25 protein-coding genes and 2 pseudogenes are annotated in these 22,842 nt (G+C 67.9%); 17 read left to right on the top strand and 10 right to left on the bottom strand.

Features of this window, described 5'->3' with window-relative positions; translation table 11 throughout:
* Window positions 1–49: 49 nt before the first annotated feature.
* Entirely contained in the window at window positions 50–409 is a 360-nt protein-coding gene (locus OG285_RS35880; protein ID WP_266862402.1) for a helix-turn-helix domain-containing protein, read from the top strand.
* A 318-nt stretch (window positions 410–727) separates the two neighbouring features.
* Here the strand turns inward: OG285_RS35880 and OG285_RS35875 are convergent, their stop codons facing one another.
* Window positions 728–1,645 carry a helix-turn-helix transcriptional regulator gene (locus tag OG285_RS35875; RefSeq protein ID WP_331760024.1) on the bottom strand — a complete coding sequence of 306 codons (918 nt, stop codon included), beginning with the start codon at window positions 1,643–1,645 and terminating at the stop codon, window positions 728–730.
* Between the two features lie 141 nt (window positions 1,646–1,786).
* On the opposite strand from OG285_RS35875, the gene OG285_RS35870 reads away from it, so the two are divergent.
* A complete protein-coding gene (locus tag OG285_RS35870) occupies window positions 1,787–2,740 on the top strand; it encodes an aldo/keto reductase (protein ID WP_331760023.1) in 954 nt (317 codons plus the stop codon).
* 964 nt (window positions 2,741–3,704) lie between these two features.
* On the opposite strand, the gene OG285_RS35865 is transcribed toward OG285_RS35870, so the two are convergent.
* A complete protein-coding gene (locus OG285_RS35865; RefSeq protein ID WP_331760021.1) occupies window positions 3,705–4,355 on the bottom strand; it encodes a TetR family transcriptional regulator in 651 nt (216 codons plus the stop codon).
* Between the two features lie 69 nt (window positions 4,356–4,424).
* Between OG285_RS35865 and OG285_RS35860 the strand changes: the two genes are divergently transcribed.
* Both OG285_RS35860 and OG285_RS35855 read left to right on the top strand, forming a co-directional pair.
* Window positions 4,425–4,787 carry a hypothetical protein gene (locus OG285_RS35860; RefSeq protein WP_266862408.1) on the top strand — a complete coding sequence of 121 codons (363 nt, stop codon included), beginning with the start codon at window positions 4,425–4,427 and terminating at the stop codon, window positions 4,785–4,787.
* Between the two features lie 121 nt (window positions 4,788–4,908).
* Window positions 4,909–5,861: pseudogene (locus OG285_RS35855) on the top strand (IS481 family transposase).
* Here OG285_RS35855 and OG285_RS35850 read toward each other — a convergent pair.
* Complete coding sequence (locus tag OG285_RS35850; RefSeq protein WP_331760018.1) at window positions 5,858–6,793, bottom strand: MBL fold metallo-hydrolase; 936 nt, start codon at window positions 6,791–6,793, stop codon at window positions 5,858–5,860. The pseudogene OG285_RS35855 and the gene OG285_RS35850 overlap by 4 nt on opposite strands.
* A 90-nt stretch (window positions 6,794–6,883) precedes the next feature.
* Here OG285_RS35850 and OG285_RS35845 point away from each other — a divergent pair, with 90 nt between their 5' ends.
* The 3 genes and pseudogenes from OG285_RS35845 to OG285_RS35835 all read left to right on the top strand — a co-directional run bounded on the left by OG285_RS35845 (window position 6,884) and on the right by OG285_RS35835 (window position 8,944).
* Window positions 6,884–7,744 (top strand): AraC family transcriptional regulator, encoded by an 861-nt coding sequence (locus tag OG285_RS35845; protein WP_331760016.1) that lies wholly within the window; start codon window positions 6,884–6,886, stop codon window positions 7,742–7,744.
* A 56-nt stretch (window positions 7,745–7,800) separates the two neighbouring features.
* Window positions 7,801–8,678: pseudogene (locus tag OG285_RS35840) on the top strand (IS982 family transposase).
* 44 nt (window positions 8,679–8,722) lie between these two features.
* The gene (locus tag OG285_RS35835) at window positions 8,723–8,944 is read left to right on the top strand and encodes a hypothetical protein (RefSeq protein ID WP_371793747.1); all 222 of its coding nucleotides are present in this window, start codon (window positions 8,723–8,725) and stop codon (window positions 8,942–8,944) included.
* 271 nt (window positions 8,945–9,215) lie between these two features.
* Here OG285_RS35835 and OG285_RS35830 read toward each other — a convergent pair whose 3' ends face one another.
* A complete protein-coding gene (locus tag OG285_RS35830) occupies window positions 9,216–9,617 on the bottom strand; it encodes a helix-turn-helix domain-containing protein (RefSeq protein WP_331760529.1) in 402 nt (133 codons plus the stop codon).
* 127 nt (window positions 9,618–9,744) lie between these two features.
* On the opposite strand from OG285_RS35830, the gene OG285_RS35825 reads away from it, so the two are divergent.
* Window positions 9,745–10,602, top strand: coding sequence for an SDR family oxidoreductase (locus OG285_RS35825; protein WP_331760013.1), 858 nt, complete (start codon window positions 9,745–9,747; stop codon window positions 10,600–10,602).
* Between the two features lie 74 nt (window positions 10,603–10,676).
* Window positions 10,677–11,663 carry a hypothetical protein gene (locus tag OG285_RS35820; RefSeq protein ID WP_331760011.1) on the top strand — a complete coding sequence of 329 codons (987 nt, stop codon included), beginning with the start codon at window positions 10,677–10,679 and terminating at the stop codon, window positions 11,661–11,663.
* Here the strand turns inward: OG285_RS35820 and OG285_RS35815 are convergent.
* Window positions 11,635–11,940 (bottom strand): transposase family protein, encoded by a 306-nt coding sequence (locus OG285_RS35815; RefSeq protein ID WP_371793697.1) that lies wholly within the window; start codon window positions 11,938–11,940, stop codon window positions 11,635–11,637. The two genes, OG285_RS35820 and OG285_RS35815, sit on opposite strands and share 29 nt — an antisense overlap.
* Before the next feature lie 298 nt (window positions 11,941–12,238).
* Here OG285_RS35815 and OG285_RS35810 point away from each other — a divergent pair, with 298 nt between their 5' ends.
* The gene (locus OG285_RS35810; RefSeq protein ID WP_371793696.1) at window positions 12,239–12,853 is read left to right on the top strand and encodes an FAD-binding protein; all 615 of its coding nucleotides are present in this window, start codon (window positions 12,239–12,241) and stop codon (window positions 12,851–12,853) included.
* Here OG285_RS35810 and OG285_RS35805 read toward each other — a convergent pair.
* Together OG285_RS35805 and OG285_RS35800 are read right to left on the bottom strand one after the other, a co-directional pair.
* Window positions 12,756–13,082, bottom strand: coding sequence for a hypothetical protein (locus OG285_RS35805; protein ID WP_371793754.1), 327 nt, complete (start codon window positions 13,080–13,082; stop codon window positions 12,756–12,758). The genes OG285_RS35810 and OG285_RS35805 overlap by 98 nt on opposite strands.
* A gap of 253 nt (window positions 13,083–13,335) precedes the next feature.
* Complete coding sequence (locus OG285_RS35800; protein ID WP_331760005.1) at window positions 13,336–13,890, bottom strand: XRE family transcriptional regulator; 555 nt, start codon at window positions 13,888–13,890, stop codon at window positions 13,336–13,338.
* On the opposite strand from OG285_RS35800, the gene OG285_RS35795 reads away from it, so the two are divergent.
* The 3 genes from OG285_RS35795 (at window position 13,843) to OG285_RS35785 (ending at window position 15,365) form a co-directional block, all read left to right on the top strand.
* Window positions 13,843–14,298 (top strand): hypothetical protein, encoded by a 456-nt coding sequence (locus OG285_RS35795; RefSeq protein ID WP_331760003.1) that lies wholly within the window; start codon window positions 13,843–13,845, stop codon window positions 14,296–14,298. The genes OG285_RS35800 and OG285_RS35795 overlap by 48 nt on opposite strands.
* Window positions 14,292–15,032: an APC family permease gene (locus tag OG285_RS35790; RefSeq protein WP_331760001.1), complete on the top strand. Its 741-nt coding sequence runs from the start codon at window positions 14,292–14,294 to the stop codon at window positions 15,030–15,032. The genes OG285_RS35795 and OG285_RS35790 overlap by 7 nt, the downstream gene beginning before the upstream one ends.
* An 81-nt stretch (window positions 15,033–15,113) precedes the next feature.
* Window positions 15,114–15,365 carry a hypothetical protein gene (locus OG285_RS35785; protein ID WP_331759999.1) on the top strand — a complete coding sequence of 84 codons (252 nt, stop codon included), beginning with the start codon at window positions 15,114–15,116 and terminating at the stop codon, window positions 15,363–15,365.
* 366 nt (window positions 15,366–15,731) lie between these two features.
* On the opposite strand, the gene OG285_RS35780 is transcribed toward OG285_RS35785, so the two are convergent.
* On the bottom strand, window positions 15,732–16,709 hold the full coding sequence (locus tag OG285_RS35780) for an Lrp/AsnC family transcriptional regulator (protein ID WP_371793746.1): 978 nt from the start codon (window positions 16,707–16,709) through the stop codon (window positions 15,732–15,734).
* Window positions 16,710–16,809: 100 nt separating this feature from the next.
* On the opposite strand from OG285_RS35780, the gene OG285_RS35775 reads away from it, so the two are divergent.
* The 4 genes from OG285_RS35775 (at window position 16,810) to OG285_RS35760 (ending at window position 18,918) form a co-directional block, all read left to right on the top strand.
* Window positions 16,810–17,274 carry a VOC family protein gene (locus tag OG285_RS35775; protein ID WP_323183983.1) on the top strand — a complete coding sequence of 155 codons (465 nt, stop codon included), beginning with the start codon at window positions 16,810–16,812 and terminating at the stop codon, window positions 17,272–17,274.
* Entirely contained in the window at window positions 17,271–17,576 is a 306-nt protein-coding gene (locus tag OG285_RS35770) for a hypothetical protein (protein ID WP_331759996.1), read from the top strand. The genes OG285_RS35775 and OG285_RS35770 overlap by 4 nt, the downstream gene beginning before the upstream one ends.
* Before the next feature lie 199 nt (window positions 17,577–17,775).
* Window positions 17,776–18,147, top strand: coding sequence for an antibiotic biosynthesis monooxygenase (locus OG285_RS35765; protein WP_266862419.1), 372 nt, complete (start codon window positions 17,776–17,778; stop codon window positions 18,145–18,147).
* A gap of 411 nt (window positions 18,148–18,558) precedes the next feature.
* Window positions 18,559–18,918 (top strand): hypothetical protein, encoded by a 360-nt coding sequence (locus tag OG285_RS35760; protein WP_371793695.1) that lies wholly within the window; start codon window positions 18,559–18,561, stop codon window positions 18,916–18,918.
* 1,473 nt (window positions 18,919–20,391) lie between these two features.
* Here the strand turns inward: OG285_RS35760 and OG285_RS35755 are convergent.
* Both OG285_RS35755 and OG285_RS35750 read right to left on the bottom strand, forming a co-directional pair.
* Window positions 20,392–21,552 (bottom strand): hypothetical protein, encoded by a 1,161-nt coding sequence (locus OG285_RS35755; RefSeq protein ID WP_331759993.1) that lies wholly within the window; start codon window positions 21,550–21,552, stop codon window positions 20,392–20,394.
* A gap of 174 nt (window positions 21,553–21,726) precedes the next feature.
* Window positions 21,727–22,794, bottom strand: a complete 1,068-nt coding sequence (locus OG285_RS35750; RefSeq protein ID WP_371793694.1) for a CPBP family intramembrane glutamic endopeptidase — start codon at window positions 22,792–22,794, stop codon at window positions 21,727–21,729.
* Window positions 22,795–22,842 lie beyond the last annotated feature (48 nt).

The following is a 22,842-nucleotide window of genomic DNA, read 5'->3' as shown; positions in this document are numbered from 1 at the left end:
GTAGTGCGGATACACTTCAACGAAATCAGGTATCGCGAGGGAGACCGCCGTGCCCGAAGTGGAGCTCAACGGCGCTGGCCGGCAGTTGCTCGACCAGCTCTTCGACAAGTGGTCCTTACTGGTACTGGCCGCATTGTGCGACCGCCCCCGACGCTTCAACGAACTCCGGCAACACATGCCCGCTGTCACCCCGAAGTCACTGACCGCCTGCCTGCGACGACTGGAGCGCAACGGCATGGTCGAGCGAGCGGTCGTGTCCACGGATCCGGTGGCGATCGAGTACCGGATCACCCCCCTGGGCCGGACCCTTCGGCCCCCTGTGCACGCCGTACTGGAATGGGCCGTCGGTCACCTCGACGCGGTCGAAGCCGCCCGCTGTCACTACGACGAGCGACGTGTGGACAAGTGATATCCGGGCGTGCCTGGCGCAGGGCGGCGCCGGGAGGACTTTTCCAGCTGGTCGTGCCGGGCCGTTCGGTGTGTGCGGCCAGAGTCAGACCCGTACCAACGATCGCCCAGCAGATCCGGGCCAATATCCAGGATGAGGTCGGCCCTCGCCGCACCATCGCGACGCTCCGCCTGCGCGGAGACTACCTATCGCCCCGAGCGGGTCAACGCTCCGGCGCGGTTTACCTCCGCCCGAGCGGGGGTGGACCGGGCAAGCACGTGACTGTGCTCGCCCCCAGCGGGGGTCCCCGTCGCGCCAACCGCCCTGGCCGTCGGCACTCTAGGGTCCGGGCTGAGGGGAGTGGCGGATGGGCTGTGCTGCCCGAGATTGCGTAGCTGCCCAGATGGCGAGGAGTTTGAGCCGGTCCTCGGATGCGGTGCCGGGTTCGGCGGTGTAGATGATCAGGTCGTGCACGGCTCGGTCCGACAGGTGCAGGTTGAGGGACTGGAAGGCCAGTTCCAGGTGGCCGACCTCGGGGTGCTGGAGCTGTTTGACGCCGTCGTGGCGCATCAGAACGTCGTGCGCGGCCCATCGGCTGCGAAACTCGGGGCTGAGGGTGGACAGCTCGCCGACGAGTCCGCGCAGGGCCCGGTCGCGAGGCTCGCGCGCGACCTCGGCACGCAGCAGTGCGGCGGTGGCGACGCCGGCGGCGTCCCAGTCGACGAAGAAGTCATGTGCACCGGGATCGAGGAAGATGTAGCGAGCGATGTTCGGGCGGCCGTGCTTGTCGACGGTGGCGCTGTCGAACATCGGTGCGAGTAGGGTCCGGGCCAGTGGGTTGCCGGCCACGATGTCCGTGCGGCCGTTGCGTACGAATGCCGAGGACGTCGTCATGGAGTCGAGCAGCCACTGGACCCGGGGCGGGACCTCGACGTCCCTGCGACGCGTCGGCGTGCGGCCGCCGTGCCGCGATGACCGGGCCAGGTCGAACAGATAGGTGCGTTCGTCGTCGTCCAGTCGCAGGGCGCGAGCAACCGCGTCGAGAACAACTTCGGACACGCCGCCGATGTGACCCTTCTCCAGCCGCGTGTACCACTCCGTGCTCACGCCGGCGAGGACGGCGACCTCCTCGCGCCGCAGTCCGGCGACCCGGCGACGGGCGCTGGTCGGAAGTCCGGCCTGCGCGGGGGTGATTCTGGCGCGTCGGCTGGCAAGGAAGTCCCGGATTTCGCCGCGGCTTCCGGGCTGTTGGTCCATGTCATTCAGGGTAGCCGCTGGTCTCTGCGCGAGGGGGGCTGAGGTTATACCCCCCATAAGCGCGACCTTCTCCGTTGGCGGTGATCACGGTCTCCTGGGATCGGACGTTCCGACACGAAGCCAGAGCAACGGAGATAAGACATGACGAGCAACACGCTGACTGTGCCGGCGGTGGCGTTGGGCACGTGGGCCTGGGGAGACAGCGGCCGGCCGGGCGACGGCTACTTCGGAAGCCGGTTGAGCGAGTCCGGTCTGCGAGAGGTCGTCGAGAAGGCTCAGTCGAACGGGTTCACCTTGTGGGACACCGCCGTGGCGTACGGCATGGGCCGCTCGGAGACGGTCCTCGCCCAGGCACTGGCGGGCCATGACCGCAGCGAGTACCAGCTGTCGACGAAGTTCACCCCGCAGATGGCGGGCGACGGCGACGATCCGGTCGCCGACATGCTGGAGCAGAGCCTCGACCGAATGGGCACGGACTATGTGGATCTGTTCTGGATCCATAATCCTGCCGACGTGGCACGGTGGACGCCGTCTCTGATCCCGCTGCTGGGGAGCGGCAGAATCAAGCATGTCGGCGTCTCGAACCACAACATGGAGGAGATCGCTCTTGCCGATCGGATCCTCGGCGAGGCCGGCTTCCGCGTGGAGGCGGTCCAGAACCATTTCAGCCTCCTGTACCGGGGCTCTGAGCGCACGGGCATCCTCGATTACTGCCGCGAGCACGACGTGCGGTTCTTTTCCTACATGGTCCTCGAGCAAGGAGCGCTGACCGGCAGGTACAGTCCGGCCAATCCGTTGCCGGAGGGCAGCAGCCGGGCAGCCGTCTACAACGGCATCCTGCACCGACTGCAGGCGCTGACGGACCGGATGGGGGCGATCGGCGAGGATCGAGGTGCGTCCGCCGCCGAAGTCGCCACCGCCTGGGCGATCGCCAAGGGGACCACCCCGATCATCGGGGTCACGAAGGCGGGTTACGTCGACGGGTTGGTTCGAGCTCGCGGCATCGAGCTCGCCGGCGCGGAGATCGCGGAACTGGAGGCGCTGGCGGATGCCGCAGACGTCGACACGCGCGGCTGGTGGGAGCACGAAATGTAGTAGCAGTCGTCGGACTCCTCCAAGACGCTTGCGGCCGGCCGCACGGCACGCTCGCCCGGCGTCGCCGCCCCACTCCGGACAGCCCCGTCGTTCTGGATGAGGGCTCGACCGTGATCTGGCATGAGCAGTACGACCGCTTTATCACCCGGATGAACAAGGCCCTCGGTAAGGCCGGCGCCGAATGCAGAGTCGGACGGCACGAAGGCAGGCCGGCGCGTTTCCAGCTCGCAGCCTGGCCCCACGGGCCGTTGATGGCCCTGCGGAGCCCCAGCTATCTGAGCGCAGCGGAGCAACGACGTGATGATGACGAACCCCGACATCGTCTTCTCGACGGACCCTTGTCACGGACTGGTGGCGCGAAGCGGTTGGGAGCAGGAAGAAGCTCGATCCGTGCTCCGCGATCTCGGCTGGGAGTGGTCGGAGGAGCCGCATGCTCTCGTCCCGCCGGACGACATGCCGGAGATGGACGCGGGTGTTCAAGCAGTGGAGGAGCTGGACCTGCACGGGCATCGCACCGGATGCGCGGTGGGGCCGTACGGTGCGATGCGCCTGTATCTGGGATGCGCCGAGCAGATCTTTACGAAATTGCTGGCAGGGTCCGTGCCTGTGCGATCGAAGGCCGAGGGCCGAGACGGTGGTCACGCCGCCCCCCCGACCGGCAGGGGGCCCTCGGGCGGTGGAACGCATTCGGTGGCGACCCGCGGCGGACGCTGCCGGGAGGCCGACTCGAACATCGGGCCCAACTGTAAGCGTGTACAAAGAACTTGACGCGTGAATCCGGGCGCGAACGGATTTCTCGTCACGTCGGTCATGACTGAACCTCTACGCCCGGCGAGACCCGCCTTTCGAGTTCTCAGGCGAGCGGGCGGGCGCCGGGTGGCCGGGGCGGCGGAGCGGGGGACCGGAGGATGGCTCCGCGCCCGTGTGCTCCTGGCCTGCGCTCCTGTCGGCCGACCGGGGTGGTTCAGTCGGCCGGGTGGTGATTCAGCAGGCCTGCGATCATGGTCGCGGCGTGCCAGCGCTCGAACGCCTCGTGGCTCCAGCCGCGCTCCTGCGTCAGGCGCCGGTAGTTCGTCGGCTGGATCTGAAGCCAGAGGATGTCGCCCGCGGCCTTGGGCGAGACGTCGCGCCGCAGCAATCCCGTGGCGGCCACCGCCCCCGCGATGGCGCGGGCGCACTCCAGCAGCTCCTGCTGGCTCGATTCCTGTAGCTGTGCCAGTTCGGGGTCGGTCGTCGCGGCTTGTTCGAGCGCGAGCTGCAAGGGCCCGAGCCGACGCGATATGGCGGCGGTGAAGGCGGCGAACTCCTTGAGCAGCCGGTGCGCGCCAGGGGTCGCCAGGAGCTGCTCGAAGCGTTCGTCGTTTGCGGTGAGACGGCCGCCCGTGGCCGCGTGCATCCGGGCGAGGGTGAACAGTTGAGCCTTGCCGCCGACTCCGAAGACGGTGGCACGTGAGACCCCTGCGCGGGCGGCGATCAGTTCGATCGTGGCCCCAGCGTAGGCCTTCTCCGCGAACACCTCGGCGGCGGCGGCAACCACGGTTTCGCGTGTGCGGTGCGCGGCCTCCTCCCGTACCGCCGAGCGGTACGCGCGCTGGGTTCCCTTGACGCCTGTCATGATTTCACTACACTCACCATCTATTCAACAAACTTACGGTCCAGTCAATTCTACGGACAGGGGAAGGCTTTGTCGACAGTGGAGTTCCTCAAGGAGTGGCGCGTGCTCGGCTTCGGCAAGCACCCGGAGATCGGCGCGGTCGTCCAGGCGCGCCTGCGGAAGGCCGGCCTGGCGGCCGACATCATGGTCCTTCCCGACGACGAGAGCGGTGACGCCGAACTGGCCGCGAGGCTGGGCAAGGCCGAGTACGACGGCGTCGTGATCGGTAGCTTCATCAGCGGCCAAGACCCGAATCTTCCGCCGACGGAGCAGACGACCTACTGGTTCAACCGGGTCCTCAACGTCATCCACGCGCACGCGCCGGCCGCCCGGATCATCCTGGTCCGCAACCCGGACGACGCACTGGCCGCGATAGCCCGCGTGCTCGGCTGAACGCAGTGTCGTCGCTGGGTGTATTGATCACGGACGTTGTTGACACGGGGGTCTTGATCAAAGGCGAAGACCTCCGGTGTGGTGGAGGTGTCTAGGCTCCACACCGCACACGGAGGTCTTCGTGTCCCACCGTAATGCCCGGCTGACGGTCTTCGGGAGGCGTCTGCTGGTCGAACGCGTCGTGTCAGGGCGTCCTGTCGCTCATGTGGCCGCTGAGATGGGTATCTCTCGGGCCACCGCCCACAAATGGGTCCGCAGGTGGCGCACAGAGGGTGAGGCCGGTCTGGCCGACCGCTCCAGTCGGCCCCACACGACACCCCACCGCACGCCGACCGCCACCGAGCAGCGTGTGTGTGAACTGCGGCAGGCCCGCAAGCTGGGACCGGCCCGGATCGGACCGGTCCTGGGCCTGCCCGCCTCGACCGTCCACCGGATCCTGACCCGCCACCGCGTGAACCGCCTCGCCTGGATCGAACGGCCCACCGGGCAGGTCATCCGCCGCTACGAACGCGAACGGCCCGGCGAACTTCTCCACGTCGATGTGAAGAAGCTCGGCAGGATCCCTGACGGCGGCGGCCACCGCGTCACCGGCCGCGAGGCCGGACGGCCCGTCCGCGGCATGGGATACGACTACGTCCACTCCGCGATCGACGTCCACTCCCGCCTCGCCTACAGCGAAATCCACCCCCATGAGAAAGTCGCCACCTGCGCGGGCTTCCTGACCCGGGCCGCGGCCTTCTTCGCCGCCCACGGCATCACCCGCATCGAACGCGTCCTCACCGACAACGCCTGGTCCTACCGCAAGGGACTCGCCTGGAAACAGGTCCTCGCCGACCCCGGTGTCACCGGGAAACTCACCCGCCCATACCGGCCCCAGACCAACGGCAAAGTCGAACGCTTCAACCGCACCCTCGCCGACGAATGGGCCTACCAGCGGCCGTACACCACCAACACCGAACGCACCGCGGCCCTGGCAGACTTCCTCCACACCTACACCACCACCGCTGCCACACCGCACTCAACGGCCAGCCACCCGTCAGCCGCGTGAACAACGCTACGGGTCAATACACCTAGATGATCAATTCCAAGGGGGCGCTGAACGGTGCCCACTTCTTGATGGCGAAGGATGAGCCGTCACGGCGGACCTCAGCGGCTCCAGGTCCGGTGAAGTGCGCAGGGATGAGTGGGGCGTTGGTGTCCGCTGCGTATTCAAGGACACGCCGACGGGAGTTCGCCGCAGCCTGCTGATCCTCGCTCAGGCACGTATCGACGTGCGGCTCGAGGATCTGCAGGGGAGTGTGGAGCAAGTCTCCGACAAACAGGGCCCGTTCGGTACCGGACCGCAAGTGAAGCACCGCTGAGCCCGGAGTGTGCCCAGGGGCGGGTTCCAGCTGGAGATTGCCGTCGGTGCGATGAGAGGTCTCCCACAGCAGGGTCTGGCCGGCGCGGTGAACGGGATCGATGCTGTCCTCGAACATCGGCCCGTTGGCGACGCCGGCGTTGACCCCGCCGATGCCTCCCCGCTTGGGTACGCCATTCCTGGGGTTCCAGTACTCGAAGTCATCCCGGTGGATCAGATAGGTGGCGTTGGGGAATGTCGGCACCCACTCACGGTCGTGCAGCGTGGTATTCCAGCCCACGTGGTCGGCGTGTACATGGGTGTTCACCACGACATCCACGTCCTCGGGTCGCACGCCTGCTGCCGCCAGGCGGTCGATGAAGTCGGTCTCCAGATGGGTCCACGTCGGCATGTACGAGCGTTCCTTGTGGTTGCCGAGCCCGGTGTCGACCAGAATGGTCCTTCCCTCGCTGCGCACCACCCATGTCTGCGCGGCGGCCAGGTAGTTGTCGGTCTCGCTGTCCCAGAAGTGGGGGGCGACCCACGAGCTGTGCTCGTGCCACTTCTCGGGGGCGAAGTCCGGGAAGACCACCCCGACCGGAGCGACGGGCCCCTGCCACTCCACGATGCGCGTGACCTCGATGTTGCCGATCTCTATCGTTTCCATGTTCTCGAGCGTATGGACGCGTGGCGAGACGGACTATAAGAGATCATGCTTATTTGATACGTGTTCGTCTCACCGCCTATCGTTGCGGGTATGGATGTCCTCAGTGATGTCGTCGCCGCCGTGCGGACCGGCAGCCCGTTCGCCAACCGTGAGGACAGGGAGGGCGTGTGGCGCACGCATTTCGAGCCCTTCGCCGGAGCGGGCTTCCACGTTGTCCTGCAGGGGGCCTGCCTGCTCGTGCCCGAGGACGGGCCTGCGGTACACCTCACCACGGGGGACGTCGTGCTCACTCCGCACGGAACCCGACACACCCTGACCGACCCCGGCCGCGCCGGCGCGCAGGGGTCGACGGCCCTTCTGTGTGGCGGCTACCAGCTGGACCGCTCCCGGCCGCACCCCTTGCTGGGCACCCTGCCGGAGACCATCCATCGTCCCTCCCAGATCGGACGACATCAGGACCTACGTGCCGCTGTCTCCCTGCTCGGCGCCGAGCTGCAGAACCCCCGGCCGGGCACTGACGCCGCCCTGCCCGCCCTGCTCGATCTCCTCCTGCTCTACGTGCTGCGCGCCTGGATCGAGGACGAGTCGGCACGCGGAACCACCGGCTGGCCGACCGCCCTCGCCGACCCGGCGATCGGCAACGCATTGCACGCCATCCACGACGACCCGGCAAAGCCCTGGACTGTCGAGGCTCTGGGCAAAAAGGCGAACCTGTCGCGAGCGACGTTCTCCCGCCGGTTCGCCGCACTGGTCGGTGTACCCCCTCTGACCTACGTCACCTTGTGGAGGCTCACCGTGGCGGCGCGGCTCCTGCGCAACTCCGACACCGCGCTGGCTCCGATCGCCCAACACGTCGGCTACAGCTCCGCCTTCGCCTTCGCCACCGCCTTCAAGCGGGAGCACGGCGTCTCTCCGGGCCGCTACCGGCTGCGGCACCGCGACCAGAGCTAGGTGATCGATTCTAGGGTTTGGCAGCGCGCATGAGGCGAGAAAGCCAACGTCATTGTATGAATACAGAGTTGGACTCTCTCGCAACCGCACTCTATGTGAAGACCGACGATCTACTGATGGGCTCAGCACATCTCGCGCCGTGGCGGCCAGCCGTGGGGATCTCCCCGCAGCTGAGCGACGCCGAGCTGGTCACGCTCGCGATGATGCAGGCCATGCTGGGCTTCACCTCCGAGGCCAAGTGGCTCCGCCACGCCCGCGCTCATCTGCGTCATCTCTTCCCTCATCTACCCAAACAGCCCGGCTACAACAAGCGCCTGCGCAAGGCTGTCGGCCTGCTTCGGCGGATCTCCCGACTGCTGGCCACCGAGACCTCGGTGTGGAGCGACGACGTGTGGATTGTGGACTCCACGCCGGTGGAGTGCGGCCGTTCACGCGAGACCGTCAAACGCTCCGACCTCGCTGGATGGGCCGAGTACGGGTACTGCGCCAGCCACAGCCGCTTCTTCTGGGCACTTCGGCTGCACCTCGTGTGCACCCTTCAGGGCCTGCCGGTCACCTTCGCCCTGACCGGGCCAAGGCCGACGAACGGCAGACCCTGCTGGACCTCCTCTCCGCCGAACCCGGCCTCGTCGTCGCCCGACCCGGACAGACACTGATCGGCGACAAGAACCACTTCGGCCGCGCCTTCGAACACCAACTGGTCGAGCAGGGCGTCCGGCTGCCGCGACCAGCCCGCAAGGGCGAACCCGAACGACCCGGCACACCCATGCTCAAACCGTTGCGGCAGGTCATTGAGTCGGTAAACGAGACCTTCAAGGGCCAGCTCAACCTCGAACAGCACCGCGGACGCACACCCGGCGGTGTCATCGCCCGTGTCATGCAGCGGATCCTCGCGCTGACCACTGCGATCTGGCACAACGACCACACCGCATGACCCGTCCTGCGCTCACTGACCGCCTATGACCACTAACTCTTGGAATTGATCATCTAGCTAGCCACGACGCGAAGTTCCACCGCTCCGGCGTGAAGCAACTCCACCACCCGCTCGTCGGGAACCTGGCCCTGCCGTACGAAGCCCTCGATCTGACCGCTGACCCCGGGCTCCGTATCACCATCTACTCGCCCGAGCCCGACTCACCCGAACGCCAGGCACTCGATCTTCTGGCCAGCTGGACCAGCTCGACCGCACGCGAGCGCTGACAATCGTCACCCCGCTAGCGACCTCACCCGCGATTGATGTGAGGGTCCGTTGGCCTGGTGGTTCGGCTGAAGGGTGGTCGGCAGGAGTGTGTACCCGATGAGTGCCAGTTCTTCTGATGACGCTCTTTGAAAACGGCCACTTGTTGCTCAGAGGCGGGGCGAACCTGCGCTCATGGCTCCTCGGCGGCACCTTGCCCGGGTGTGTATGCCGTCGCGGTGAGTGGCGGGCGCCATCCGTTTCCATCTCATCACGACAAAGACCGTGGCAGTACTAACGTCTCGTGGTTCGGACGTCGTACTCCTCACGGGCGGCGAGGACTTCCTCGATGTACCGCACCGACCACTCCGTGAGCGCCCTCAGGGGACCGCGCAGCGTCTGGCCGAGCGGGGTCAACTCGTACTCCACGCGGGTCGGCACCTCTGGGTACACCGTCCGCAGGACCAGTCCGTCGCGTTCGAGGGTGCGCAGCGTCTGGGTGAGCATCTTCTCGCTCACTCCCGCCACTCGCTGCCGCAGTTGGGTGAACCGGCACGCTCCGTGCTTGCCGAGTTCGCCCAGCACGAGAACCGCCCACTTGCTGCCGATCTGGTCGAGCACGTCACGCGAGGGGCAGCCACGTGCGTACGGGTCCCATGACGGTATGGGCTCGATCACATCCTCGGGGGCCGGCACAGTGCTCACCTCGATACTTTCGTCCGGGTGGCCACCTTACCTTGAAGTGGTTCCTTACCAAAAGAGAGCGACCAGGTCATCCTGGGGTTCGTGCCGCGGGAGGTCCGCGACAGGAAGGGGCGACCCCATGTCAATCGTTGTCACCGGAGCCTCCGGTCAGCTGGGCAGGCTCACCGTCGAAACACTGCTGGCGCGCGGAGTGCCGGCTTCAGACATCGTCGCGACCAGTAGGGATACCGCCAGGATCAAGGACTTCGCCGACCGCGGCGTCGTGGTACGCCGGGCCGACTTCGCGGAGCAGGACAGCCTCGCGGCGGCCTTCGAGGGCGCGGACAAGCTGCTGCTGATATCGACCACGACCGTGGACGAGCGGGTCGCCAACCACCGCCGCGCCATCGACGCCGCGGTGGCAGCAGGCGTGTCGCTGGTGGCGTACACGAGCATGTCGCACGCAAACACGGCCACCACGATCCTCGCCTCCACCCATCGCGCCACCGAGAAATACCTGCGGGAGCGCGCAGTCCCCAGCGTGCTGCTGCGCAACAGCTGGTACCTGGAGAACTACACCGCCCAACTCCCGCTGGTACTGCGCAACGGAGCCGTTGTCGGGTCGGCCGGCCAGGGCAGGATCAGCGCCGCGGCCCGCGCCGACTACGCCGACGCCGCCGCGGTCGTGCTGACCACCGAGGGCCATGCGGGCGAGGTGTACGAGCTGGGGGGCGACGAGGCGTTCACCCTGTCCGAGCTCGCCGCGGCGATCTCGGCCGCCACCGGAAAGCGGATCACGTACAGCGACCTCCCGGCCGACGGACTCGCCCAGGTGCTGACCGGCGCCGGCCTGCCCGCCGAGCTGGCGCACGTCCTTGTCGACGCCGACCTCGGCATGAGTCGCGGCGAGCTGTTCACCGCTTCCGGTGACCTGCGGCGCCTGATCGGGCGGCCGACCACGCCGCCGGCCGACGTGATCGCCGACGCGCTGCGCTGACAGGCCGTCGACCACCGGCTCCGTCTCCCACTCGCCCACGTCGCTCCCGGTCACCCGGGGAAAGGTCCTACACGATGTCCACCCGCACCACCGCGCACCCCACTTGGCGGCGCATGCTCCTCGCCCTCACCGCGACGTCCGCAACCCTGGCGGCCCTCACGCTTCCCGCCACCGCCGCGCCCGCCCACAACCGCGAGGGCAACGGCCACACGATCACGGTCAACGGCAGTCGGGCCTTCCCGGAGAGCGTCGCGGCCGACCGCCACTACGTCTACACCGCCAGCATCGCCGACGGCACCGTCTATCGCGGGCGCCCAGGAGCGAAGACGCTCGACCCCTTCCTGCCGGGCGGCCAGGACAGCCGTACTCAGGCCACCGGGATCAAGACCGCCGGCAACCGCCTGCTGGTCGCCGGTGCCTTCACCGGACGCTTCTTCGTCTACACGAACACCGGGAAACTCGTTTCCTCCTACACCGTCCCCGATACAGGCGGCTCGACCCTCGTCAACGATGAGACCGTCACCCCCGACGGGGACGTCTACATCACCGACTCCTTCCGCGCCGTCGTCTACCGGATTCCGGCCGCCGAGGTGAACGCCCCTGCCACCGGCGCTCATCGGACCCTGGAAGTGGCCTACCGCCTGCCGGACTACGTGGACGGCCAGTCCAACGGCAACGGCATCGTCACCACCCCCGACAGCAAGTCGCTGATCATCGGCTACTGGTACAGCGGCGCGCTCTACCGGCTCACCCTCGCCACCGGCGAGATCCGCAAGATCACCGCACCGGCCCTGGCCAGCGCCGACGGGATAGCACGGCAAGGGAACACCCTGTACGTCGCCCGGTCCGTGAACAACGAGGTCGACGCGGTGCGGCTGTCCGGCGACACCACCCGGGCCGCCGTCGTCTCCGCCCGCACCTACCCCGGGGCCGACACCACCACCGGCGTCGCCGTGAGCCAGGACCAGCTGCTGGTGTCCAACTCCCAGATGGACACCTTCCTTTACGGCGATCCGCTGACCAGCCCGGCCTTCACCCTCGAAAGCCTGCCGCTGCACTGACCCCGCACCGTCGGTTCGGTGCTGTGCTCGCGGCGTCCGGTGTACCGACGCATCGGGGCCCCTGCCGGGGTTCGGTCTTTTCGGCCTCGGCGTAGGCGAAGACATCCTCCAGGGTGCGCAGGCGCAAGTCGGGCCGGTCTGGGACGGCGAAGCCGCGTTCGGCGAGCAGGGGCCTGAGCGCGTTGATCACCCGGCTGGTGCTGGAGGACCCGACCCCGTAGGCCACGGCCAGGGCCTCCTGCGTCAGCCCGGTCCGCAAGTGGACCAGTGTGGCCACCAGCCGTTCAAGGAAGGCGAGTTCGTAATTCGCCCCCGCTCCGGGGCGCCGTCGGCGGGCGCCCCCACGACACGGCACTAGCAGGGCCGCCGAGGGTTTTGGCCCTGGTCACGGTCTTGCCGTTCGTTGAAGGGCTCTCGGACTGGATGAGCAGGTCTGGGCTGGATCTCCTCGGCCTTCTCGCCGTTCGCGCGGCGGCGGAGCACAGTGTGCGACCTCTCGTCGGTGATGACCGGCGGCCGGCTATCTCTTGCCGGTTCGGCAAGAGGAGCGGCATTACTGACGAGGGCGCAGCACGGTGTGCTGGGTGAACACGGAAGAGTTGCTGAAAGAGTGCGATGTCGTTGTTGTCGGCGGTGGAACCGCAGGTCTGTCGGGTGCGCTGACCCTGGCCAGGGCCAGGCGTTCGGTGTTGGTACTCGATACCGGGCAACCACGCAATGCCCCCGCAGACGCGGCCCACGGCCTGTTGTCGTGCGACGGGGTGTCACCACGGGATCTGCTGCGCGCCGGTCGTATCGAAGTCGCCTTCTACGGAGGCACGCTGCTCCAGGAAGGCGCGACGTCGGCATGCCGGACGGACGGCGGGTTCGTCGTGGGCACGCGGAGCGGCCGTACCTTTCGTGCCCGCCGTCTGCTGGTGACGACGGGCCTGGTGGACGAACTGCCGGGGGGAGCCGGGTCTCTTGGCGCGGTGGGGGCGCGACGTGCTGCACTGCCCGTACTGCCACGGCTGGGAAGTGCGGGACAGGACGATCGGGGTGCTGGGCACCAGCGCCGCATCGGTGCACCAGGCGCTGCTGTTCCATCAGTGGTCACCGCGTGTCACGCTGTTCCTTCACTCCGGCCCCGAGCCGAGCGAGGGGCAGTGGGAGCGCCTCGCGGCACGCGGCATCGAGGTCGTGCAGGGTGAGGTGTCCGGCCTGGAAGTCACGGACGATGCCCTGAGCGGTGCCCGGTTGGCCTCGGGCCAGCGTGTCCCCGTGGGCGCGCTGGTGGTGGCACCACGGTTCGTGGCGCGCAGCGAGATTCTCTCCGGCCTGGGAGTCGGTCCGGTGGAACACCCCATGGGTGTGGATACCTGTATTCCCGCCGAACCAGGCGGTGCGACCGAGGCTCCCGGGGTGTATGTGGCGGGACACGTCACCGATCCGATGGGCGGTCCGCCGGCGGCGCAGGCGTCCGGTGTGGCGGCGGCTGCGGCGGTCAACGCCGACCTGGTGAACGCCGACGCCGACGAGGCAGTGGCCCGCCGCCGGTCCGCCCAGGTTTCAGCGCGGCCGATGAGGCGATCGTGTGCGAGCGGGGCCTTGGCGACCGGCGGCACGGCCTGGATTCGATACTGCCCCCCGAATCCGGCCGGTAACGGGAGGGCATGCCCCGGGTGCGCGGGCGTCAGGAGGTGGGGCGGGCGCGAAGGTGGGCGCGTTCGCCCTGCTTGCCGAAGATGACCAGCAGTTCCACCGGCTGGTCGTTGTCGGGGCCCAGCCAGTGCGGGACGTGGGTGTCGGATTCCGCGACTTCCCCCCGCGCCATGACCAGGACGCGGTCGCCGAGGTGAAGGCGGAACCTGCCGTTGAGGACGTAGATCCATTCATAGCCCTCGTGCGTCCGGAGCCCGGGCTCGCCGGCGCTGGGGCTGATGACGAGTTTGTGCGCGTGCGTGCCGCCCGGCCTGCGGGTCAGCGGTACGTACGTCATGCCGCCGCGCGTGACCGGGCGCAGATGAAGGCGGGGATCGCCCGTCTCCGGAGCGCCGACGAGCTCGTCGAGCGGGACGTTGTAGGCCCGGGCCAGGGGCAGCAGGAGTTCCAGGTTTGGTTTGCGGCCTCCGCCCTCCAGGCGGGAGAGTGTGCTTTCCGAGATCCCGGTGAGTTCGGCCAGCGCGGCCAGGGTGATGGCGTGCCGGCGGCGCAGGTCCCGCAGTCGGGGTCCGACGCCTGCCAGCACGTTCTCGAATTCGTCTTCTTCCTGGCAGGCCCCAACGTCGCGCTGTCCGGCGTCGATCCGCGCGACGCCGGAGTGGCCGGCGCCGCACTCACCACCAGCCAGCAGATCGGCGCGACCCTCGGCCCGGCACTCCTCAACACCCTCTACCTCACCGCCATCACCGGCTACCTCGGCCCCCGTGCCCCGGCCAGTGGCGAAGCATCCCGCGCCCTGCAGCTTCAGGGTTTCCTGCACGGCTACCGCATCACGTTCATCGTCGCCGGTGCCCTCCTGGCCGCAGCCGTCCTCGCCCTGACCGTCCTGGTGAAAACGCCCAAGACCCCCGCAGACACACAGCCCACCGCCCCCGTGCCCACAGTGGTGCGGCATTCGTCTTCGGGGCCTGGAATTCGATCGGGTCGGTGCTGAACCTCGCCCTCTACCCGATCCTGCTGGTCGACTACCTGGCCACCGGGGTCCCGGACATCGCCCGCGGGAAGGGGCTGGTGATCGTGGACCTGTTCCACGGCGGTTTCGTCGTGGACTTGCACTGGATCGTCACCGTCGCCCTCATCGTCCCGATGGCGTACCTGAACTACCGTGGCTCCAGGGCGGTGAGCGAGTACTCGGTCGAGATGATGCTGCTGATCCTCGCACCGTTCGCGGTGCTGGCGGTCCTCGGCATCTGGCATGCGGTCGGCAACGGGATCAACGTGCTCTCGCCCTTCATGGTGCCGGGGCAGAGCGTCCACTCGTCGGTGGCCGGTGCGCTCAGCGTGATCGTGTGGCTGTACCTCGGCTTCGACGGCCCGAGCACCGTGCTGGGCGAAGTCGCCGACACGCACCGGACCTACACCCGGGCCCTGGTGATCTCGGTTCCGCTGATCATGGCCGCCTATCTGCTGCCCACCACCGCCGCCATCGGCAGCGGGCCGCACCGGGGCTCGCCCGCCGACTGGGCCCAGGGCGACTTCATCGTGGTCGGCGACGCCCTGGGCGGAATCTGGCTGAAGGTGCTGCTCTCCCTGGGATCGGCGCTCGCCCTGGTGGGGCTGTTCATGGCGATCCTGCTGACGAGCACCCGGGTCCCGCGGGCGCTCGCCGCGGACGCGTACCTGCCGCGCTGGATGGCCCGGGACAGCAGACTTCCCAACGCCGCGTAGTGCGGGCTTGGGGCCGGGTGTCGAGCGGTCGGTGGGGCCAGGATGTCGATCCCGATCGTGGCTTTGCAGGTGGTTCGGTCGATGCTTCCTCGGGCGTTCTGCCTGTGGGTGGGGCGGGCCGTCGGTGGGGCGGCGATCCGGACATCGAACGACGCCCAGATGGCCCGGGCCCTGCTGCAGCACCCCTTCCTCGCCGACTTCGCTGAGCGGCACGGCCTCGGCTTCGCTGACACCACCGGCGAACTCCTGCACGCCATGTACACCGCGACCGGGTTCGCCCCGCAGTCCAAGCCCGTCATCGCGGTTGTGCTGAAGTCCACAACCACAGCCTGAAGGGGTAGGAAATGACGGGAAGTTCGATACCCGAGGAAGAACTCGCATGGCTGGACGCGACGGCTCAAGCCGACCTGGTCCGCCGCAAGGTGGTGTCGCCGACGGAGCTCGTGGAGGCGGCGATCGGACGGATCGGACGGATCGGGCGGATCGAGCGGCTCGACCGCAGGCTCAACGCCGTGGTCACGCCGCTGTTCGAGAAGGCTCTCGCCACGGCGGGTGCGGCCGGGCTGCAGGGCCTCGGCCTGCGGGAGTGCCCTGCCGGCCGGTGGCCAGGTCGGCGGGTACCTTGCCACCGGGCGGCCGTAGCACGGCTTGGTGGTCGGTCGGTCAAAGTTCACTCCCGACCAGTGAGGTCCGACGTGATCACACCAGGCGACCGCCAGTCACTCGGGTGGCGGCCTGCTTGAGCCTGCTGAGCAACGGGACGACCTCGACGTGGGTCACGCCGGGGAGGCTGCCCAACTGCTCAGTGACATAGCTGAAGAGTTCGGTGCTGTCGCGGCAGGTCACTGCGGCCACGATGTTCGCGGCGCCCGTGACCGCGGCGACCCAACTGGTCTGTCGATAAGCGGAGAGCGTTTCGCAGATCGTGACGATGCGGTCCGGTGAGACATGAAGGAGCAGCGTGGCCGAGGTGTGGTAGCCGAACGCTTCCAGCATCACGTCCACGTCCACTGTGACCGCGCCACTGTCCAGTAGCGCCTGGAGACGGCCTCTGACGCGGGAGAGCGGCCAGTTGAGGGTGCGGGCCAGTGCTGACGCGGTGGATCTGCCGTCCTTGCGCAGTTCCTCCAACAGCGGGCGGTCTTCGAGGAGGACCGGACTGTACGTGGCCTTCCGTCGGCGTGGATCGCAGCCCTGAAGAAGATCTCGTTTCGCGTCCTCGCTCAGCGGTTCCTCGAAGCCCGACCACTCGGCGGGGCCGCCGGAGTACGAGTGCAGCACCAGGTGGGTGGTGAACGAGAGCACTTCTGATGTGTGCGAGATCCGGGGCAGCACTCCCGTGCCTCCCTCCGTATCGGCGGGCAGGCTCGTGGTGCACATCAGCTCCGCGCCGCCGGAGTGCAGAGCGACCCAAGAGACGTCGTTGCGTGCGGCCAGCGCTTTGCCAAGGCGTGCGGCGGCAGTGGGGCGGCACTGCAACCGCAGCAGCCAGAGCGGATGTCTGGCGGAGGCGGCCGCCTCACTGACCAGGACGCGGAGCACACCTGCCTCGCGCATGGTGCGGTAGCGGCGGGTCGCGGTCTGCTCCGATACCCCCACTACCTCGGCGATTCGTCTCATCGGGGCTCGCCCGTCGAGCATCAGGCATTGGAGGATTTGCTGATCTAAAACATCCATCAGTGAAGTTTCGTTCTTCTGGGCCGATCGCATGGGAGTTATTGGCAAATTCTAGTCGGCTTCCTGGAGCTTTCGCCGTTGCGTGGCGAACACTCGGTGCATGAGCGTTTTGAACCACCAGATCGTCTGGTCCCGCGATGCAGGGGCCTCCGCCCGTTTTCTGGCCGACATGATGGGCTTCGAGCCTCCGGTGAAGCTGGGCCACTTCGTGATGGTGCGGGTGAGCCCTGACGTCACCTTCGACTTTATGAGCACCGACCGCGACATCACGGCGCAGCACTACGCCTTCCTGGTCAGCGAGGCGGAGTTCGATGTGATCTTCGCCCGGGTGCTGGAGCGGGGCCTGGAGTACTGGGCTGACCCCCGGCATCAGGACGCGGGCAACATCAACCGCCTCGACGACGGCCGCGGCGTCTACTTCAACGACCCCAGCGGTCATGAGTTGGAGATGGTCACACGCCCCTACGGCAGTGGCGGGCTCGATGCCGAGCACGTCAACCCGCTGTTCATCGAGGAGATCACGGTGAACGGGAAGTTGCCGGATATGTCATCACCGAGCCGTTGACCGACCGTCCCCTCGTCCAGGTCCCGATCGCCAGCACCCGGCCGAACCGTGTGGGCAAGCCCACCGCTCGGTGGGTCGTCGAACAGGCCGCCAGGAGCGGCGTCTTCGACATCGAGGTCATAGACCGCGCGGCGGCCTACTTCTTCGTGATGCCGGAGTACAACCACAGCTACAACGCCGCCCTGAAGAACGCGCCCTGGACCACCTGTTCTGGGAAGGGCGCGGCAAGCCGGTGGTATTGGTCAGCTACGGTGGCGTGGCAGCCGGGGCCCGAACCGCCGTGGCACTCGAACCGGCGATGATCTCGCTCCAGCTGCACGTTGTCGGCTTCGTCCCGATCCCGCTCATCGATCAACTTCTCCACCCGCGGGGGGACGCCCTACCGAATCGATCGAGCACGGCCTCACCAAAAGCCTTGGACGCTCTGGACCGGGCATTGCAGTCGAAGACGGCCTGACCCGGGCGCCGGATCGCCCCGCCAGTATCTGAAAGAGAACCATCATGCCGAAATTCCACGAGTTGGACGCCCACGTTGCCCTCGCTGACCAGCTCAACGAGGAGGGCGGACCTGTCATCCTCGTCAACGTCCTGTCCGTCGCCCCCGAAGACGTCGACCAGCTGCTGCTGGCCTGGTCCACCGACGCGGCCGCTCTGAAGAATCAACCGGGCTTCATCTTCACCCAGTTGTACCGCGGTATCGCAGGCAGCAGCACGTTCCTCAATCACGCCGTCTGGGAGTCGACGGACCACTATCGTGCGGCCCGGCTCGACGACAGTGTGCGTGCACCCGCTCGCGAACTCTACCCGGCCAGCCTCGTCGCCACCCCGCACCTGTTCCGAGCGCAGGCCGTGCCGGGGATTTGCGTCGCCTGACGCGTTGGCGTACGGCAGCGGGCAGTAACGCCGCATAAACAGTCCACGGCGGGCACGTACCGCGAGCCGGGAGAAGTGGAAGTCGTCGCGGTCTGCCGCTGGGAGATGTTACTCGCCCTGTCTGCTCCTCACGGGCCTGTTCGATGGCCGCGTGGCACCGGCGCCTTGCGGGGCGAGGCGGCCGTTGAACTCATCGCCGCACTTGGGGAGTCGGGGACGGCCATGTTCTCCCAGCGCGGGGCGGTGTGGCCGGACGTCGCGCACCCTCGGCTCCTCGGCTCCGAGTGAAGCCGGGCTGACGGCCCCCGCGCAGCGCGGCGCGGCGAGCGTCCCGTACCGGGCCGCGTACAGGGCCGCCGCGAGGTTGTCCGCCCACTCCGCATCCGTCGCCGACCAGACCATGCCCATGACGTGTTCGGCAAGCGGCCGGCGTCCTGGCGCAACCACGTCTGGGTGTGGTGTGATCTCTCGTCGGGTGCCATCTGTCTGGAGAACACCGTGATCCCACCGGGACACTCCGGCCCCTTGCCGGACCGTTGCCGCCCGGATCGCTGCGGCAACAGCATGATCGGACCACGGATTGGCTTCGTCGACGAGGCAGTTGTCGAGGGTGCCGAAGCAAATGGAGATGCGGGCCTGTTTCAGCAGGGCATGCTCGACGGTCGCGTCGCCGCCCTGGGCCGTGACGGTGTCGCGAATCTTGTCGAAAACGCGGCTCAATTGCTGGGCGCCGGGACCTGGATCCGTACACGGCAGCGAGCAGCGTTGTGACAGCAGTTCGGGAGGCGCGGCGGCGGCTGGCCTGCGTCGAATATTCACGGCTTTGAGCCGCAGCTCGGGGCCGCAGGCGAGATCGGCCGGTACCGCTTCCGCAGGTGCAGGGAAAAAGCGCTGGCCACGGGGGTAGGTGGTCCGTAGTGGCGGAACCGTTGCCGGTGTCGGGCCCATGGCCCGAGTTGCTGCGCAAAGCCGTCGACATCGACATCGCCGCAGTGCAGATGCCTCCCGCAACGGTGAACAACTGCTGACGCGAGTCGTGAACAGAGCCACCGTGTAGGCCCGCCACCGCAGGTGGGCCTCGGATGGGACCTGGGACATCGGGGCTCTCAGCTGTGGTTGCGGGGAATGGCGCAGGATGGTGTGCCGGCGGGCATACGGTGCCGGTTCACGGCCACTCACCGGTAGACGATGTGGGCGGCTGGACTGACGAGGGGAAGCCGCAGGAAGAAGGCTGCGGCGAGGTAGCGAAGCGCCGGGGAGGAGAGCCCACGTAACGGGCCAGGGCCTGTGGGCCGCCGCAGCGCACCTCATCGCCATGCAAGAGGAGGACTTCTCTGTCCAGGCGCTGCACGTGAGGGCGCGTCATTTGGTCGGCAGAGTCTGCCAGGCAGCGGCCCGCATACGAGGTTTGCTTCGCTCGCGTATCTGGTTGATGGCGGCCTGGCAGAAGCCGCAGTCGCCGTCGAAAGCCAGAACCATGTGTTGAGAGGCTGCACTTCTGCTGTGATGCTGTCCATGTGTGGGGCTGACCTCTCGTCAACGAGGGATGATACGAACGGGGTTGGCCGAAGGGTGTTTCAGTCTGTGGCCAGCCGGCTTTGGAGTATGGCCTCCCGCTGGTGTGAACGCGGCACTGCGGTGGACTGAGTACCGCTCCACCAGTCAGTCATGACGCTGGGCGAGACTTCGCCACGGGTGAGTTGTGCGAGCAGCCCGTGTGAGAGATTGGCTTCTCGCTGCGTGTACGCAGTCTCGGCGCCAGAGAGGACCGGCGTCTGGAACTCGGCCTGGTGCGTAGTGGTGACCGACACGGTCATCTCCGTAGGACTGCCCGGCACCCACGCGTCCAAGGCGGCCACGGCCATTGTCACGGCACGTGTAGCCCACCGCGTGACAGTCGAGCGGACGGGTACCTCGCTCTCCCGAAGATCCGTCACAGCCGGCCACTCCCAGAACTGCGGATCGGGCCCGACCACACGTAGACCTGCCGGTGAGAGGAGAACACCGGGGGCTGGAGCCACGGGGGGCATGCCCAGATACACATCCTGCGCTTCGCCCCAGAAGAGGTCGATCATGCTGCCCCGCCGCTGAGGATCAAAGGGAGGCGCCGACGGTTCCAACATGCTGCTCCATCCACGAAGGAGGATCCGGCCGATCCCCTGGCGTCACGTACCGATCCTGTCGAACCTAGAGCCGTAGCGCCGCAGTCCAGACAGTCCAGGCTGCGGAGTTGAGGCCAAGACATCAGGCCGAGGACGCGGGGCGTGTGCGCAGTGGCTGTGTGCAGATGTCCCCCCACAGCCTGGGAGGGCATACCTCAAGATCACAGGGCTTTCTCCGGGGCCAGCGGGACGGATGGCTCCTGTTCCTCGGTTTTCCCGGCGAGGTCGGTGCCGGTGACGGCCCAGGCGATGGCAACGAGGCGGGGGTCGTACTCGGGGCCTCGATGGTGCCGCCCTTGTTGACGCAGCGGATCAGGTTCCAGTCGATGCCGGCGACATTGTTGTTGGGGACGCAGTGTGGCTTCTTGTCGGCTGCGGCCTGCTTCTTGCGGACTTCGTCGGCGGCCTTGCGAGCTGCCTCCTCTTCCTGCTTGCGCAGGTCGTAGGTGCGCTTCCATGCGGCTTTGGCATCGGCGCCGGCCTGGTCAGCGGACTTGCCGGCGTCCAGGGCGTCCTGCTTGGCCTGGGCTGCGTTTTCGTTTGCCTGGGTGGCGGACTTTTGCGCGTAGTTGGCGGACCATGCGGCCTGTGCGGCAGATCCGGTGGCGGCTGCGGCGTCGCGGTCGGCGGCGTCGGCCACGTTGCGGGCGGTGGCCGCGGACTTGGCGGCCATGCTGTCGGCCTGGGCGACCAGGCCGGTGACCTGGGCGACGTGGGTGGCGGCCAGCTGGTCCTTGCGGTCGGCCATGTACTGCCCGACCGCGATGAAGTCGTGCAGTTTGTTGACCGGCCCGGCCAGCGCGATCTTCGCCGCGTCCTTCACCTCGGGTCCACCGTCGCTGACCAGACTGGATGCCTGGGCCTCTTCGTCGGTGCTGCGGGCGACGTACTGACCGTGCGCAAGGAAGGCAGCCAGGGCCTTGCCGCTGCCGTCGGCGACCGCGGCCTCACCGTCCTCCTGCACGCTGATGCCGCCATCGTTGACGACCTTGGAGACAGCCACCTCCATGTCGGTGGCGCCGGATGTGTACTGGCCGGTCGTGTAGAAGTCGGTGACCGCCTTGGCATCCCCTTCCAGCGCCTTGGCCGCGGCCGTGCGCACGCTCTCGTACGGACTGGTGGTGCTCAGTTCCGAGACCGCGCCACGGGTCTCGTCCTGCACCGCCGTGTCCCAGCCGGAGCGCAGGAACGTGATCACGTCCTGGTCGGTGCCACCCAGAGCATCTGCGGCGGCCTGGCTCACCCGGGCTGAGGAGGGCGGCGAAGGCGGTCACGAGGTCGTGCGGACGCCGGCTCCGAAGGAGGCCGCCCACAGGCGTGGTGCGCCGAGCGCGGGCTCGGCCTATGCCTGTCAGGCGGGGGGTCGAGCGCGACGAGGAAGTCGGTCACTGCCTCGATCCACCGACGGGCGGCCGTGTCACCTGCCGCTCGGGGAAGCGGAGACCGGCTCGAAGGCGGTGGCCGGACGGTAGCCGAGCCGACCCCGGGTCAGAAGGAGGACGAGGAGGGCCGCGGCCACCGATACCAGGAGGAAGGCGTAGGTGGTGTCGCCGTCGGGGAGCCGGGGAAACATGGCCGTCCAGGCGACGGAGAAGAAGTTGTTCACACTCGTGTGCATGAGCATCACGAGCGGCATGCTCTCGCCGGATCGGTTGAACACCCAGGTCATTGCGAAGCTGAAACAGAGCGTCGTGGTGAGGAACGCCCCCACCTTGGCGAGAGGTACGTGCGGGCCGCCGCCCCATTCGGTGAGGAACAGCGGCAGGTGCCAGGCGCCCCACAGAACGCCGACCAGGAGGGTGGCGGGCAGCGGGCCGAACCGTTCCTGGGCGCGCGGCATGGCGAACTCCCGCCAGCCGGGTTCCTCGGCGAGCCCGGTGGTGATCAACTGCAGGACCAGGCCCGGCAGGTACGCCGCCAGCACGGCGGCGGTCGGGGTGGTGGGGCCGCGGTCACCCAGGGCGGTCGCGGCGATGGTGAGTGCCGAGGGCACGGCGAGCAGCACGGCGACGTACCAGCGCCAGCTGAGCCGGAACCTGGTCATGCGCCTGCCCCAGGTCCGTAGACCCCGGCGCCCCTCCGTGAGCCCGGTCAGCAGGAGCGCGGAGGCGATGGGTCCGAGATAGGCGCCGGGCAGCACGCCGGTCAGCTGGCTTCCGCTGCTGCCTCCTGGAAACGTGAAGTGCCATACGCCGAGGCCGTTCTCGGACAGCACGTACGGGGTCCAGGCCGCCCAGCTCAGCGAGAAGGCAAGCAGGAAGAACCAGAGCAGCGGACGGCGTCGGAGGCTGTCGCGCAGTCCGGAACCGTTGGGCGCTGGCCTGGGGCGGTGGCGGTCAGGCAGGCCGGTGTGGATCCGGTCAGCAGAAATGTGGCTGGGCTGCTGATCCTGGTCGGCATGGAGGGTTCCGGCCGACTGGGAAGTCCGGACTGCTGGGACGCCTGCTCGGCTGCCGGTGGAGGTGTGGGTTTCGTGTTGGCGCACTGGATTGTTCCTTCGGGCGGGCCGGTTGATGTGTTCAGCACACCATCG

Origin of the sequence: Streptomyces sp. NBC_01471 (genome assembly GCF_041438865.1) — a bacterium.
GTDB lineage: Bacteria > Actinomycetota > Actinomycetes > Streptomycetales > Streptomycetaceae > Streptomyces.
This window is presented reverse-complemented; position numbering and strand designations above follow the sequence as displayed.